The 14326-nt window shown below is 64.3% G+C and carries 14 protein-coding genes; 11 read left to right on the plus strand and 3 right to left on the minus strand.

Annotated elements, in window-relative coordinates:
* The coding region (locus JQ627_RS27080; protein ID WP_312015811.1) for a VCBS domain-containing protein at positions 1-2207 on the minus strand (2207 nt) is incomplete at its 3' end.
* 225 nt (positions 2208-2432) lie between these two features.
* On the opposite strand from JQ627_RS27080, the gene JQ627_RS27085 reads away from it, so the two are divergent.
* The 5 genes from JQ627_RS27085 (at position 2433) to JQ627_RS27105 (ending at position 8592) form a co-directional block, all read left to right on the plus strand.
* Positions 2433-3182: a FecR family protein gene (locus JQ627_RS27085; protein WP_312015812.1), complete on the plus strand. Its 750-nt coding sequence runs from the start codon at positions 2433-2435 to the stop codon at positions 3180-3182.
* A gap of 52 nt (positions 3183-3234) precedes the next feature.
* The gene (locus JQ627_RS27090) at positions 3235-4107 is read left to right on the plus strand and encodes a tetratricopeptide repeat protein (RefSeq protein ID WP_212487190.1); all 873 of its coding nucleotides are present in this window, start codon (positions 3235-3237) and stop codon (positions 4105-4107) included.
* A gap of 22 nt (positions 4108-4129) precedes the next feature.
* Entirely contained in the window at positions 4130-4324 is a 195-nt protein-coding gene (locus tag JQ627_RS27095) for a hypothetical protein (protein WP_212487192.1), read from the plus strand.
* Between the two features lie 230 nt (positions 4325-4554).
* The gene (locus JQ627_RS27100) at positions 4555-8274 is read left to right on the plus strand and encodes a tetratricopeptide repeat protein (RefSeq protein ID WP_212487193.1); all 3720 of its coding nucleotides are present in this window, start codon (positions 4555-4557) and stop codon (positions 8272-8274) included.
* 81 nt (positions 8275-8355) lie between these two features.
* On the plus strand, positions 8356-8592 hold the full coding sequence (locus JQ627_RS27105; protein ID WP_212487195.1) for a hypothetical protein: 237 nt from the start codon (positions 8356-8358) through the stop codon (positions 8590-8592).
* A gap of 77 nt (positions 8593-8669) precedes the next feature.
* Here JQ627_RS27105 and fliP read toward each other — a convergent pair whose 3' ends face one another.
* Complete coding sequence (gene fliP / locus JQ627_RS27110; RefSeq protein WP_212487198.1) at positions 8670-9428, minus strand: flagellar type III secretion system pore protein FliP; 759 nt, start codon at positions 9426-9428, stop codon at positions 8670-8672.
* Positions 9425-10405 carry a flagellar biosynthetic protein FliO gene (locus JQ627_RS27115; RefSeq protein ID WP_212487200.1) on the minus strand — a complete coding sequence of 327 codons (981 nt, stop codon included), beginning with the start codon at positions 10403-10405 and terminating at the stop codon, positions 9425-9427. Before JQ627_RS27115 ends, fliP begins: the two co-directional genes overlap by 4 nt.
* Positions 10406-10753: 348 nt before the next feature.
* Between JQ627_RS27115 and flgB the strand changes: the two genes are divergently transcribed.
* From flgB to flhB, 6 genes are all read left to right on the plus strand, one after another.
* Entirely contained in the window at positions 10754-11158 is a 405-nt protein-coding gene (gene flgB / locus JQ627_RS27120) for a flagellar basal body rod protein FlgB (protein WP_212487202.1), read from the plus strand.
* Between the two features lie 75 nt (positions 11159-11233).
* Positions 11234-11659: a flagellar basal body rod protein FlgC gene (gene flgC, locus JQ627_RS27125; protein ID WP_212487204.1), complete on the plus strand. Its 426-nt coding sequence runs from the start codon at positions 11234-11236 to the stop codon at positions 11657-11659.
* 16 nt (positions 11660-11675) lie between these two features.
* Positions 11676-11984, plus strand: coding sequence for a flagellar hook-basal body complex protein FliE (gene fliE, locus JQ627_RS27130; protein WP_212487205.1), 309 nt, complete (start codon positions 11676-11678; stop codon positions 11982-11984).
* A 74-nt stretch (positions 11985-12058) separates the two neighbouring features.
* Positions 12059-12322, plus strand: coding sequence for a flagellar biosynthesis protein FliQ (gene fliQ / locus JQ627_RS27135; RefSeq protein WP_007612284.1), 264 nt, complete (start codon positions 12059-12061; stop codon positions 12320-12322).
* A gap of 17 nt (positions 12323-12339) precedes the next feature.
* Positions 12340-13110 carry a flagellar biosynthetic protein FliR gene (fliR, locus tag JQ627_RS27140; protein WP_212487207.1) on the plus strand — a complete coding sequence of 257 codons (771 nt, stop codon included), beginning with the start codon at positions 12340-12342 and terminating at the stop codon, positions 13108-13110.
* Positions 13111-13117: 7 nt separating this feature from the next.
* Positions 13118-14194, plus strand: a complete 1077-nt coding sequence (flhB, locus tag JQ627_RS27145; RefSeq protein WP_212487210.1) for a flagellar biosynthesis protein FlhB — start codon at positions 13118-13120, stop codon at positions 14192-14194.
* Positions 14195-14326: the final 132 nt, after the last annotated feature.

The following is a 14326-nucleotide window of genomic DNA, read 5'->3' on the forward strand; positions in this document are numbered from 1 at the left end:
CCGGCGGCGGTCATCGTGAAGGTGCCGTAGCCGCCCGCGCTCGGTGTCGCCGAACAGACCGGTGTGAATGTGTTGGGCGCGTTGTCGACGTCGGTGTCAGTTAGTCTGCCGCTCGCCGTCGGCTTGCCGCGGTCCTCGCAACCGGGCTCGGTTACCGATCCGGTGATGCAGCCGTGGATGATGGCCGGATCGTTCGTGCCGTGGATGGTGATCGTCACCACCTGCGCGGTGCCGTCGATGGTGGTCACGGTGAAAGTATCGGTCAGGGTGTCGCAGGCGTTCAGCGCCTGGACGACGCAATTGGCGTTATCGAGCGCGTAGGTCCAGACGCCGGCGGCGGTCATCGTGAAGGTGCCGTAGCCGCCCGCGCTCGGTGTCGCCGAACAGACCGGCGTGAATGTGTTGGGCGCGTTGTCGACGTCGGTGTCAGTCAGTCTGCCGCTCGCCGTCGGCTTGCCACGTTCCTCGCAACTGGATTCGATCACCGAACCAGTGATGCAGCCGTGGATGATGGCCGGATCGTTCGTGCCGTGGATGGTGATCGTCACCACCTGCGCGGTGCCGTCGATGGTGGTCACGGTGAAAGTGTCGGTCAGGGTGTCGCAGGCGTTCAGCGCCTGGATGACGCAATTGGCGTTATCGAGCGTGTAGGTCCAGACGCCGTCAGCCGTCATCTGGAAGCGGCCGTAACCGTGGTCGCTCATCGTTGGCGAGGTCACCGGCGTGAAGCTGTCGGGAGTATTGTCGACATCCGCATCTGCAAGCTTGCCGGTCACGGTCGAGGTCTCGCGCTTCCCATACGCGGCTTCCGTTACGGTGCCGGTCGTCGTCCCGGAAACGACGGCAGCATCGTTGGAGCCGTCGATCGTGATGGTAATCAACTGCGGGGTCCCGCCGATGCTGGTCACCGTGAAGGTATCGGTCAGCGTCTTGCCGACGTTCAGAGCCTGCACTGCGCCGTTGGATTGATCGAGCGTGTAGCGCCAGACGCCGTCGGCGGTCATCGTGAAAGTGCCGTAGCCGTGCTCACTCCACGTCGGCGAATCGACGGCCGTGAAAGTGTTGACGGGGTCGTCGACGTCGACGTCCGAAAGCTTGCCGGTTGTGACAGGAGGGCCGGCTACAGCATTGGCGCCGCTGCCGAGTTCGATTGACGAGCCGGTCGTCGTGCCGGAGATGATCGCCGCGTCGTCGGCTCCGTTGATGTTGATCGTGAAGGCCTCTTTAGCCGAAAGCGACCCGTCGGACACGGTGATCACAAAGCCGTCGGTGGTCGACGTCTTCAGCGCGTTGATCGCGCCGCTGTCGGGAGCGAAGGCATAGGCGCCAGTCCTGCTGTTCAGATAAAGCGTGCCATAAGAGCCGGTCTTCGATATGTCGTAGGTCGCACCATCCAGCACGGTAGTGCCCGTAGCGCCTCCGCTGATGCCGAAAGTCAGCGCGGCGTTGGAGCTGGAGCTGCTGGCGCTGAACGTTCCCGTCGTTGCGGTGAAGACGTCAAACTTGACCGTGTCGAGTTCAACCGGGCCCGCCTGCACATTCAAGGTCGGCGGCGTCCGCACGGTGGTGATGATGTCGGGCACCGTGATGACGATCGGCAGCAACGGTGGCAGTGCGTTTGGCTCCTCAGGCGGTATGAAATTGATCGGCTCCAGCGGCAGAGATTCGACGAACGGTGGGGTGCCGGACCCGTTCTTGCCAAATCCCTTCGAGAAATTTTCGAGCGCCTCCTGCTGGGCCACCCGCAGCTCCTCCATGCGCGCAGGGCTGTTGTCGAGCTGGTTCACGGCAAGCCCTGAGCCGACCTTGCTCAGCATGACCGTCTGTCCGGGGTCCTCGACGATGATGTGCCGCGGGGTTGGCTCCTTGGTCGTGAGCTCGAACGAGCCGTGTGCAAAGTCCTTGTATGTAATCGTATCGTCGTCGAGGAACGTTGCGTTCGGGTCTGCGGCCCTGACCTCTTTGATCATCGAGAAGAGCAATGCCGTGAGCGACAGCATCCCGAAGCGACCGGCAGAGGCTCGCTCATGAGATTGAATAACGGGTATGTCAGGAGAGCTGCTCTTCGCCGTCTTCACTCGGCGATGCTGGGCCGCAGCGGCTTCGCGCTCGTCCCCGTGCTTTGCAGTGGACGTGACGGCCATTTTCCAACCTCGATTGCCTAATTCGCCATATACCGCCGCGTCTTGGCCGGCCTGCCGCGTCACGCGATCGGGAGCAAATTTGTGCCGGCAACCTCAGCCATGCCCGCTAAAGGTCGTAGTTTCCGAGAATTCCGCCTAGGCTGATCACGGCAGAACTGCTGTCGTTTTCGGCCGACGGCACCGCTTTCGACGCCAAAAGCTGTTTGAAATTACCTTGCGCGGATAGTGACTCTTTCGGACACGGCGATTAGCCATTCGGGGTAAGCCGGAATAACCATTTTGACCGTCGTGGTTTGTTGTGGCCGGTCTGCCATGATGGCGGAGGCTTTCGCCGGCGCTGTTCGGATGCTCAAGGACCATATCTTCGAGAAGGAGGAAGCCATGGGCACTCGCGCAACGATTGTTCTCGTGGCAGGTCTCGTCTTTGCGCTGGCCGGTTGGTCACCCCGCCCGGTTCAGGCACAGAGCGATTCTCCGCGGCCTGCCGTGCTGGACTCGTCATCAAAGCCAATCGGGAAAGTGGTGGCAGCCGATGGCTCGGTCATCATCGAGCATGCGGGCGCCGCCATAGTCCAGGCAAACGTCGGGGGCGAATCCATCCAGACGAAGATCGGTGATCCCGTCTATTTGGGCGATTTGGTTCGAACCGGTGCCGACAGTCGGGTCGGCATCAACTTCGTGGATGGAACTTCGTTCAACTTGTCGAGCAACGCCCGCATGACATTGGACGAATACGTCTACGAGCCGGGTGGAAAGTCCAATTCGACAGTCTTCAACCTGACCAAGGGTACGTTCGTTTTTGTTGCCGGCCAGGTTGCGAAGACCGGCGACATGAAGATCGAAACGCCGGTCGCGACGATGGGCATTCGAGGCACCACACCTCACGTCGAAATCTCCGACGATGGAACCGCCAGGTTTTCCACCCTGATCGAAGAGGGCAAGAGCAAATATACGAAGAAGCCCGGCCCAGCAGCGACACCCCAACCCGAGAAAAGGGCCGAGCACAGGCTCAATCTGAACATCTGCCGCGGCTGCTAGAATTGGTCTCAGCCCGTGCAATCGCCAGATCTCAGAAGATCGGGAGCCTGACATGAAACCAGGATCCTCCATTGCTGAAGGCGGACTGGCGCTTGTCGTGCTGATGTTGACCGGCTTGCCCGTCGGGGCCCAGAACTCCAGGGTGACGGACAGCTATCTCAGCAACATCGAACTGTGCAACGGGACGGGTACCACCTCGTTCGATGCCCGGATCGGTGCCTGCACGACTTTCATACAGGCGCGTCCAGATTCGAGGGCAGCTCTGGCAATCGCGTATAACAATCGTGGCAGCGCCTACACTGCAAAGGGCGACTACGACAGCGCCATCCGCGATTTCGATCAGTCGATCGCACTCAATCCGACATACGCAAAGGCCTTTAACAATCGCGGCGTGGCTCACTTGAGGAGACGCGAATATGAGCTCGCGATTGAAGCCTTTGATGATGCGATCAAGCTCGATCCTGGCTATGGCGCAGCCTTCGTCAACCGCGCCGGAGCCTACCTGAAGAAGAACGACCACCAGCGCGCGGCGCATGATTACGACGAGGCAATCCGTCTCCAGCCCGCCTCGCAGGCGGCATGGAGCGGACGATGTTGGACCCGGGCGGTTCTCGGTGCCTCGCGAGAAGCGCTGGCGGATTGCGACAGAGCGCTTCAATCGGGTTCAACCAGCGCCGTGTACGACTCGCGTGGGCTGATCCACTTGAAGATGGGTGAGTTCGGTGCGGCGATCGATGACTACAATTCTGCCTTGCGAGCCGCCCCGGAATTGGCGAGTGCGCTTTTTGGCCGCGGGCTTGCCAAGCTGAAGCAGGGCGATGCGATCGGCGGAAAATCTGACATTTCGACTGCAAAGACGATTCAGAAGAACATCGACGACGAGTTCGCGCGTTATGGCGTCGATACAACTGAGTTGACCTGGTGAGCGGAACGAATTGGAGGTGACTATGGTTGCAAGGTTCGCGCTCATTCAAGCTCACGACGATAGCATTCGCCGCTATCAGCGGTTGTTGAACACGCCGCTGACGGATCTCGAGCGTGAGTACGTCGAGAGCCGAATCTCGGAAAAACGATTGGCCTTGCAGTCAATTCGCGAAGCGCGAGACACTGTGAATTCCTTGCCGGCCAATCGCGGGGTTTGATTGGCATTCCTGACGGGGGCGGACGACGAGGCGTTAATACCTCCTTAACCACTTGCTCTCCAGATTCGAAGCACGAACGCCTCAGCCCGCAAGCAAGGCGGCGCGACGCATTGTGCCGGATCAATCCGTCGCTACAGCATTAACAAGTCCTTAATTGGCAAAACCTACAGTCGACGGCACGGGCCGGCGCAGTGCCGGCATGGACCGCCGAACCGGAAGAAACGCCGCCAATGGCGCAGAAGGCTGCCGCTGGATTTATGTCGCGAGCCCGCGCTCTGGCGCGGGGGCTTTCCAGTCATGTCCGCAAGGCGTCCGTGCTGGCGGCCTGCCTGTTCATCGGCCTCGGTGCGTCCGCCCATGCCGCCGATACGGTCCGGGGCGAGGCGACCTTCTCGGCCGGCGGCGGCTTTGCCCGTCTGGTTATCAAGCTCGGCGAGGACGTTCCCTCCGAGGTGACCACGGCCGGCTCCATTCTCATCATCCGCTTCGACCGGGCGGTCGACGTTCCCGTCGATCGCGTTCCGGAAGGTGCGCCCGACTACGTCAATTCCGCCCGCCGCGATCCCGACGGCAGCGCCATCCGCCTGTCGCTGGCGCGGCGCGTCACCGTCAACACAATGAATGCCGGCGAGCGCACCTTCATCGACCTGCTGCCGGAGGGCTGGAAGGGGCCGCCGCCGAGCCTGCCGATCGAGGTGGTGAAGGAACTCGCGGAGCGCGCCCGCGTCGCCGAGCGGGCGCTGCGCGCCCAGCGCGCTGCGGCCGAGAGCAAGAAACGCCCGCCGATCCGCGTGCGTGCTTCGATCCAGCCGACCTTCGTGCGCTTCGTGTTCGAGATGCCCGACGGCGTCGGCGTCTCCTCCGTGCTCAACGAGCAGAAGCTCACGCTCGCGTTCAATGCCGGTCTCAATTTCGATCTCGCGGACGCCGTCGTCGCCGCGCCCCCGAACGTCGCCTCGATCAAGCAGAAGGCCGACATCGACCAGACCAGTGTCGAGATCGCGCTGATCGGCGATTCCGACGTGCACTCCTTCCGCGACGACAAGAACTACGTCGTCGACGTCTCTTTCCAGCCGGACAAGGGCAAGACCGCCGCAACGGCCGAATCCGTGATTGCGCAGGCCAAGCCCGTGGCCCAAAGCCATGGACCGGCACCGGAAAAGCCGGCGGCGGAGAAGTCGAAGGACGCTCATCGCGAGATCGCGCCGCCGACGTCCGAGACGATCGCGCGCGAAGCGAAGATCGATGTCAAATCCGAGGTGAAGCCGGAAGCTCCGGCGGCGATGCCGTCCGTAGAGGCACCGAAGCCTGCGCCGGCTCCCGCGGCCGAAGCACCCAAGCCTGCGGAGGCCGTCGCGCCGGCCGTTCCCGTCGCGCCGATGACGCCTGCCGTCGTCGAAGCGCCCAAAGAGGTCGTGAAGGAAGCTGCGCAGGAGCCCGTTAAGGTCGCACCGAAAGAAGCGGTCAAGGCCGCACCTGCCGAGGCGCCGGCCGCGCCGCAGCCCACTGTGGCCAGCGTCGATGTGCGCCGCGACAGCGATGGCTTGCGCGTGATCTTCCCGCTTCAGGTGGCAACGCCTGCGGCGGCGTTCCGCCGCGGCGACACGGTGTGGCTGGTGTTCGATACGCCGAAGCCGATCGACGTCGAGGCGATCCGCACCCGGGGCGGTGCGATGATCGGCGAGGTCAGCCGCATGCCGCTCGACAAGGGGCAGGCGGTCCGCATTCGTCTCACCCGGCCGCTGGTCTACTCGCTGACGAGCGAGGAGGTCGGCAAGGAGACCAACTGGCTCCTGACGCTCGCCGACAAGATCCAGGCGACGCCGCTGCCGCTGATGATGTCGCGCAATATCACCGACCCCGCGCTCGCCAATATCGCGATCCCGTTCGCCAATCCGGGCCTGTTGCACAAGCTGACCGATCCCGACGCCGGCGACACGCTCTATGTCGTCACCGGGCAGCGCCCGGTGCGCGGCTTCATCAAGCGGCAGGATCTCGTCGATCTCTCGCTGCTGGAATCCGCGCACGGCATCGCGATCCGGCCGAACTCCGACGAGGTCGGCGTCGAGGTCGGATCCGACAAGGTCATTCTCGGCAAGAAGGGCGGACTGACGCTGTCGCCGGTCGATATCTCCGCGGAGCGGGCGCCGACCGCGGTGCGGCCGGTCTTCAGTCCGGAAGGCTGGCGCAAAGGCCAGTCGGAGGATTTCTGGACGCGCCAGGGCAGCCTGATTGCGGCGATCTCGGCCGTCGAGCCGGCGCAGCGCTCGCTACCGCGGCTCGATCTCGCGCAGTTCTACATGTCGCGCGCCATGTACCACGAAGCCAAGTCGGTGACCGACCTGATGCTGACCGATCCCCTCAACAAGGAGGAGAGCGGCGCGCTGATCATGCATGCGATCGCGAGCATTCTGATCGGCCGGCCGGCGCAGGGCTTGAAGGACCTCGCCAACCCCGTGATCGGTAACAGCCACGATTCCCAGCTCTGGAAGGCGCTCGCCTATGCGCGCCAGGGCAAATGGGCGGATGCGCGCGAGAAGTTCAAGAACGTCGAATTCGCCATCGCCTCGCTGCCGATCGACATCCAGCGCATCGTGACGATGGAGGCGATGCGCGCCTCGCTCGAGGTGAAGGATTATGCCGGCGCCTCCAAGCGCCGCAGCGAGATCGAGGTGGTCGGCGTATCGCCCGAGGCGGCGCCCGGCTTCGCCGTGCTGCGCGGCCGGCTCGCCGAGGCGCTCGGCCACGACAAGGACGCGCTCGACGACTACAAATTCGCGGTCGCCTCGAACGATCGTCAGGCGGCCGCCGAGGCCAAGCAGCTCGAAGTGGCGCTGCGGCAGAAGCGCGACGAGATCAGCAAGGAAGACGCGCTGCGAGAGCTCGAGACGCTGTCGATGACCTGGCGGGGCGACTCGATCGAGGTCAAGACTCTCCAGATGCTGTCGCAGATATATGCCGAGAACGGGCGCTACCGGGACGCGCTGAGCGCGGCGCGCACCGCGACAAAGCTCCAGCCGAACGCCGAGGCCTCGCGTCAGGCGCAGGACCTCGCCTCCGACCTGTTCACGCAGATCTTCCTGGGGCCCAAGGGCGACGAATTGCCGCCGGTCGAGGCGCTCGGGATGTTCTACGAGTTCCGCGAGCTGACGCCGATTGGACGTCGCGGCGACGAGCTGATCCGCCGCCTCGCCGACCGTCTCGCCTCGATCGACCTGCTCGACCAGGCCGCCGAGCTGTTGCAGTATCAGGTCGACCATCGCCTCGAAGGTGCAGCCCGCGCCCAGGTCGCCGCGCGCCTTTCCATGATCTACCTCGCCAATCGCAAGCCCGACATGGCGATCTCGGCGCTGCGCGCCAGCCGCATCAGCGATCTCTCCGGCGAGCTGCGGCAGCAGCGGCTGCTGCTGGAGGCGCGTGCGCAGAGCGACGTCGGCCGCCACGATCTCGCGCTCGACATCGTCTCCAACGTTTCCGGGCGCGAAGGGCTCCGCCTGCGCTCCGACATCTTCTGGGCGGCGCGGCGCTGGCGCGAATCAGCCGAGCAGATCGAGCTCTATTACGGCGACCGTTTCCGCGACTTCAAGCCGCTCAACGCGGTGGAGAAGAGCGACATCATTCGCGCGGCCGTTGGCTATGCGCTCGCCGACGACTCGATCGGCCTGTCGCGCTTCCGCGAGAAATATGCACCGCTGATGAGCGAGAGTGCGGACCGGGTCGCCTTCGACATCGCGAGCAAGCCGGCAGCGTCCTCCAGCGCCGAATTCGCCGAGATCGCCAAGCTCGCCGCCAGCGTCGACACGCTCGACGGCTTCCTGCGCGAGATGAAGCAGCGCTTCCCCGACGCAACCGCCCGCGCGCCGGCCTCGCCGCAGGCCAAGGACGAGACCGACCACACCGGCTCGCTGCCCACGATCCCCGTCGTGCGGCAGATCAAGATGACGCGGTAGGAACCCTGCTACCTCTGGGCCTCTCGACAGGTGCCGCGCAAGGCGGCAACTTGTGCACCTTCATGCCGGGAGAGCGTCGATATGAGCAAGCCTGCCAAGACCGAAGCCGAACTCATCGCCATGGCGCGAGCCGAACTGAAGGCCCATGCCGATGGTCCGGACGGCCTCGCCATCTCGATCGTTCGTGACGGCGACAGCTGGGAGTTCCGCGCCGATGCCGACCAGGCCACGCGCGACAAGCCGGGCTTTCCGGAAAGTGTGGCCATGCTGGTGCAGATCGGCGATCACCTGAGCAAGCAGTATGATGTGAAGGGGTAGGGGCCCACACGGGCGCTCGGCCGGCGAAGCTTCAGCGAAGACGGCAGGCCGGGGCATGACCGCGGATGGAGCCGCAGTTATCCGCCCCCGTAACTCTGCACCAGACTCCCCGCCACCAGCGACCAGCCGTCGACCAGCACGAAGAAGATCAGCTTGAACGGCAGCGAGATCGTCGCCGGCGGCAGCATCATCATGCCCATCGACATCAGCACGGAGGCGACGACGAGGTCGATGATCAGGAAGGGGAGAAACAGGAGGAAGCCGATCTCGAAGGCGCGCTTCAGCTCCGAGATCATGAAGGCGGGCACGAGGATGCGCAGTGCGAGATCGTCGGGAGTGGCCGGCGGCGGCTCGCCGGAGAGATCCAGGAACAGCTTGAGGTCCTTCTCGCGGACGTTCTTCTGCATGAAGCCGCGCAAGGGGACGGACGCGCGCTGGAGCGCATCCTCGACGCCAAGCTGGTTGGCGACGAGCGGACGGATGCCCTCGTCGTAGGATTTTTGCAAGACCGGCCCCATCACGAAGAAGGTGAGGAACATCGCCAGCGCAATGATCACCGAGTTTGGCGGCGCGGTCGCCGTGCCCATCGCGGTGCGCAGCAGCGACAATACGACCACGATGCGCGTGAATGACGTCATCATGATCAGGATCGACGGCGCGATCGACAGCACCGTGAGCAGCGCGATGAGCTGGATTGCGCGCTCGGTGACGCCGCCGCCCCCCTGACCGCCGAGATTGATGCTGATGTCCTGCGCATGCGCAAGGCTTGCGAGCGAAGCCGCGCCGATCAGGACAGAAAGAAAAACAACTCTACGCGGGAGGGCCGGCAGCCTCACGAAGACGGCTTCGGACGGCCGAGCAGCGAGGCCATCTCGTCTTCGAGATTTTCAAAGCTGGTCTTCTCCGCGGCCGGCTTTGCGGGCGGGGCCGGTGGTGCCGGCGGCTCGCTGCGTGCGGCGCGGGGCGGCGGTGGAGCGGGGGGCTCCGGCGCAACAGGAGGCGCGACCGTCTCGCCGGCGGGGCGGCGAAGCGCGGCTTCGAGACGCTGCGCCATCTCGGCGAGATTCTGCTCGGCGTTCGAGGGCGCGGCAGGAGCGGAGGCCGGCGGCGGAACGGCCGGAGCCTGCGGCACGGGCGGAGGAGGCGGCGCGGCCGCGCGCTCGGCGCGAACCGGCGGCACTTTCACCGGCTCGCTCTGGCGCGGGGGACGTGGCATCAGCGGAGGCTCGTTGCGGGCGACGCGCGGCGGAATCGGCTCGGGGCGCGGCTCGCGCTCGGGGCGCGGCGGCAGGATCGGCTCAGGCGGAAAGCCCGCCAGTGGCGGTTCGCTGCGGCGCTCGGCCAGCGCGGGAGCGGGCCGGCGTACCTCGTCGGCGAAGGAGGGACGCGGGGGCCGCGGCGGCGGCTCGGGCATTTGCGGTTCGGGATGATCGAGCAGTTCGGGCCGCGGGGCTTCGTCGGCCCAGCTGCTGGTATCGGGCATCGGGGCAAGGCGCGGCGGCTCGGCGGCATTGGGACGCTGCGGAAGCTGGTCGCGGCCGGACGCGGCGCGCACGATGTTCGGCTCGACCACGATGTCGGTGGGGCCGCCGATCATCAGCAGATGCTCGACATTGTCACGCCGGACCAGCACCAGCCGGCGCCGGCCATCGACCGCGGCGGCATCGATCACGGCAAGCCGGGGCATCCGGCCGCGCTGGGTGTTGGCACCGAGCCGGCTGGTGGCGAATCGGCGAACCAGCCACGCGGCGACGCCGATCAACGCCAGAACGACGATGAACGCCACGATGAAGGTGATAGGGCTGCCTTGCATACTTGTCCCCGACAAATGGCGCTTTTCTCGTGCCCATGGTCAGATGCGCCAACCACCGGCGTGGGATGCCCCAACTGCGACTTCTTAACGTCCCACGGCAAGTTTTGCCGTCCCCAGCTCTTAATAACCTATGAATCGCTCGATCCAAAACGACTTCTTGGCCTGTGCATGGCCCGCCAAACGGTTGGGTTAATGCCGCTTTTGGACGCGTAGAATCACGGGGGCGCAAAATGGTGTCCCGCCAAGGGACATGCATCGATGCCATCTTTAACCACCTGTTAACCATAGACGCGGCAAATTCTGCCTAGCTTCGGGCCTTTGGTCCGTGAGGCGGAAGGAGCCGCAACGATGTCCATCAACGACCTCCCGGTGCTGTCGGCGCTTCGCACCAAGATGCAGTGGCACCAGGAACGCCAGCGCGTCCTGTCCGAGAACGTCTCCAATTCCGACACGCCCAAATTCCGGCCGCGCGACCTGGTCGAGCCGAAGCTCGACAAATCGGGCGCCGTCACGGGCTCGATGGGCCCCCTGGCGCTCACCCGCACCAGCGGTTCCCACATGACGCCATCCGGCGCGGCCTCGGCCTTCGACCAGAACAGGAATGCGGGTTTCGAGACCCGTCCCGCGGGCAACGCCGTCAATCTCGAAGAGGAGATGATGAAGGCCGCCAGCAACCAGATGGACTACGCGGCAGCGACCTCGCTCTATTCCAAGAGCCTGCATCTGCTCAAGACCGCAATCGGCAAAGGCTAGAGCATGATCCGGAAAAGTGTGTGGCGGTTTTCCGACCAGATCATGCTCAAACAAAAGAGCTGAGGGAAGCGCATCATGGCGAATGACAGCAGCGACTTTGCCCGCTCGATGGCGATCGCGACCTCCGGCCTGCGCGCGCAGGCCGGGCGCATGCGGGTGATCTCGGAGAACATCGCGAACGCGGATTCGACCTCGCAGACCGCCGGCGGCGACCCCTACCGGCGCAAGGTGCCGACCTTCTCCTCCGCGCTTGACCGCACGCTCGACGCGCAGGTCGTCACCCTCGGCAGGATCAAGCCCGACCAGTCGGACTTCCGCACCAAATACGAGCCGAACAATCCGGCGGCCGATGCAACCGGCAACGTCAAATATCCCAACGTGAACTCGGTGGTCGAGATGACCGACATGCGCGATGCGCAGCGGTCCTACGAGGCCAATCTCAACATCATCAGTGCGACGCGCCGGATGATCCAGCGCACGCTCGACATCCTCAAGAGCTGAACAGGACAATTGAGCCATGGCATCACCGACAATCGCAGCCAACGCTTATGCCAGCCTCGCCCGCGTGCTGGAGAACAACGGTGCCGGCAAGGGCAGCGAGGCCGGCGGGCAGTCCTTCGCATCGCTTCTGAAAGACGCCGTCGGCAGCGTCATGGAATCCGGCCGCAAGTCCGACGCGCAGACGGTGGCGATGGCCGCCGGCAAGGCCAACGTGATGGACGTGGTGACGGCGGTCGCCGACACCGACGTTGCGGTGTCCACGCTGGTCTCGGTCCGCGACCGCGTGATCGCGGCATATGAAGACATCATGAAGATGCCGATCTGACGGATGGTGTCATTCCGGGTTCTCGCTTTGCGAGCCCAGGAATGACGAAAAATAGTTCACAGTAGGAATTCAAAATGACCGGACCTGAAACCCTCGACGTCGCGCGTGATGCGATCTGGACCATCGTGATCGTGTCGTCGCCGCTGATGGTGGTCGGCCTCGTGGTCGGCGTCGTCGTGTCGCTGTTCCAGGCGCTGACGCAGATCCAGGAGCAGACGCTGATCTACGTGCCGAAGATCCTGGCCATCTTTGCCACGATGCTGCTGGCGCTGCCGTTCATGGCCGACGCACTCCATTCCCACATGCTGCGGATCTCATCGCGAATCATCGGCGGCTGAGGCACAATGCGCCCGTCATGCGCATCGACGTCTCGCTGCTGCCGGCGCTTGCCGCTTCCTTCATGCTCGCCTTCGCCAGGGTCGGCGCGATGGTGATGCTGCTGCCGGGGCTGGGCGAAACCAATATCCCGACGCGGATAAAGCTGTCGATCGCGCTGCTGCTCACGCTGATCATCCTGCCGCTGCATCGTAACGCCTACCATGTCGACATGGGCTCGCTCGCGCCGCTCCTGGTCCTGATGCTCCACGAGATCGTGATCGGCATCGTGCTGGGGGCGACGGCGCGCGTGACGCTCTCGGCTCTGCAGGTCGCCGGCTCCGTGATCGCTCAGCAGATGGGGCTCGGCTTCGTCACCTCGGTCGATCCGACACAAGGACAGCAGGGCGTGCTGGTCGGCAATTTCCTGACCATGCTCGGGGTGACGCTGCTGTTTGCCACCGACAGCCATCATCTGGTGATCGCCGCGCTGAACGACAGCTACACGATCTTCGCCCCCGGCGAGACGGTATCCAGCGCCGACGTCGCCTCGCTGGCGACGCGCGCCTTTTCCGCTGCATTCCTGCTCGGCCTGCAGCTCTCCGGGCCGTTCCTGGTGTTCGGCCTCGTCTTCAACATCGGGCTTGGCGTGCTGGCGCGGCTGATGCCGCAGATGCAGGTCTATTTCGTCGGCGTGCCGCTGTCGATCTTTGCGGGTTTCCTCGTGCTTGCCGTGGTGCTCACCGCCATGATGGGCACGTATCTCGACTACTTCGTCGGTGTCATGCACCAGATGATGCCGCTGAAATAGGTGATCGATGGCGGAAGACAACGATCCAGAGAGTCAAACAGAAGACCCCACGCAAAAGCGTCTCGAAGAGGCGCTCGAACGTGGCGACGTCGCCAAGAGCCAGGAGATCAACACCTGGTTCATGATCGCGGGCGGCACGCTCGTGGTCTCGACGTTCTCGGGATCGGTCGGCAGCGGGCTGCTGACGCCGATGCGCAACCTGCTCGCCAATTCCTGGATGATCAAGACCGACGGCCGGGCGCTGCTCGCGCTGATGCAGCAGATCGAAGTCGCCGTGCTCGCAGCGGTCGGCGTGCCCCTGCTGATGCTGGTCTTGGCGGCGATTGCCGGCAACATGCTCCAGCACCGCCTGGTCTGGTCGGCCGAATCCCTCAAGCCCAAATTCAGCAAGCTGTCGCCGGCCGAGGGCCTCAAGCGCATCTTCGGCAAGCAGGCGGCGGCGAACTTCCTCAAGGGGCTCGGCAAGCTGATCGTGCTTGGTGCGGTCATGACCACGGTCCTGTGGCCGGAGCGCCATCGCATGGAGGCGATGGTCAAGCTCGATCCGGCCGCCATGCTGGGTGCCACCACCAGCATGACCATCCACCTGCTCGGCGCCGTGGTTGCGGCGCTCGCGATCATCGCGATCGGCGACTACTTCTTCCAGTACCGGAGCTGGTTCCAGCGGCAGAAGATGTCGCTCCAGGAGATCAAGGAAGAGTTCAAGCAGTCCGAAGGCGACCCGCACATCAAGGGCAAGCTCCGGCAATTGCGCCAGCAGCGCTCCAAGAAGCGCATGATGGCAGCGGTTCCCAATGCCTCCGTGATCATCACCAACCCGACCCACTATTCGATTGCGCTGTCCTACGAGCGTGGCATGTCGGCGCCGATCTGCGTCGCCAAGGGTGTCGACAACCTCGCTTTCAAGATCCGGGAGATCGCGCGCGAGCACGACATCCCGATCGTCGAGAACGTGCCGCTGGCCCGCGCGCTCTACGCCACCGTCGAAATCGACCAGGAAATCCCGACCGAGCACTACCATGCGGTCGCCGAGGTCATCGGTTACGTCATGCGGCTGAAGCGCGGATTCGGTGCCGGACGGTGATGAAACACCCGAAAATCACCGGAAATGGCCGTAATCTGGGAATCAGAGTACCTTTCACCCTTGCTGCCCTTGCGCCTGCGGGTCCGATTGAGGCAGGGAAGGCCCCACGCGCGCCGCAGCGCGTTGATTCTA

The sequence above is a fragment of the Bradyrhizobium liaoningense genome (genome assembly GCF_018130785.1).
Classification (GTDB): domain Bacteria; phylum Pseudomonadota; class Alphaproteobacteria; order Rhizobiales; family Xanthobacteraceae; genus Bradyrhizobium; species Bradyrhizobium liaoningense_A.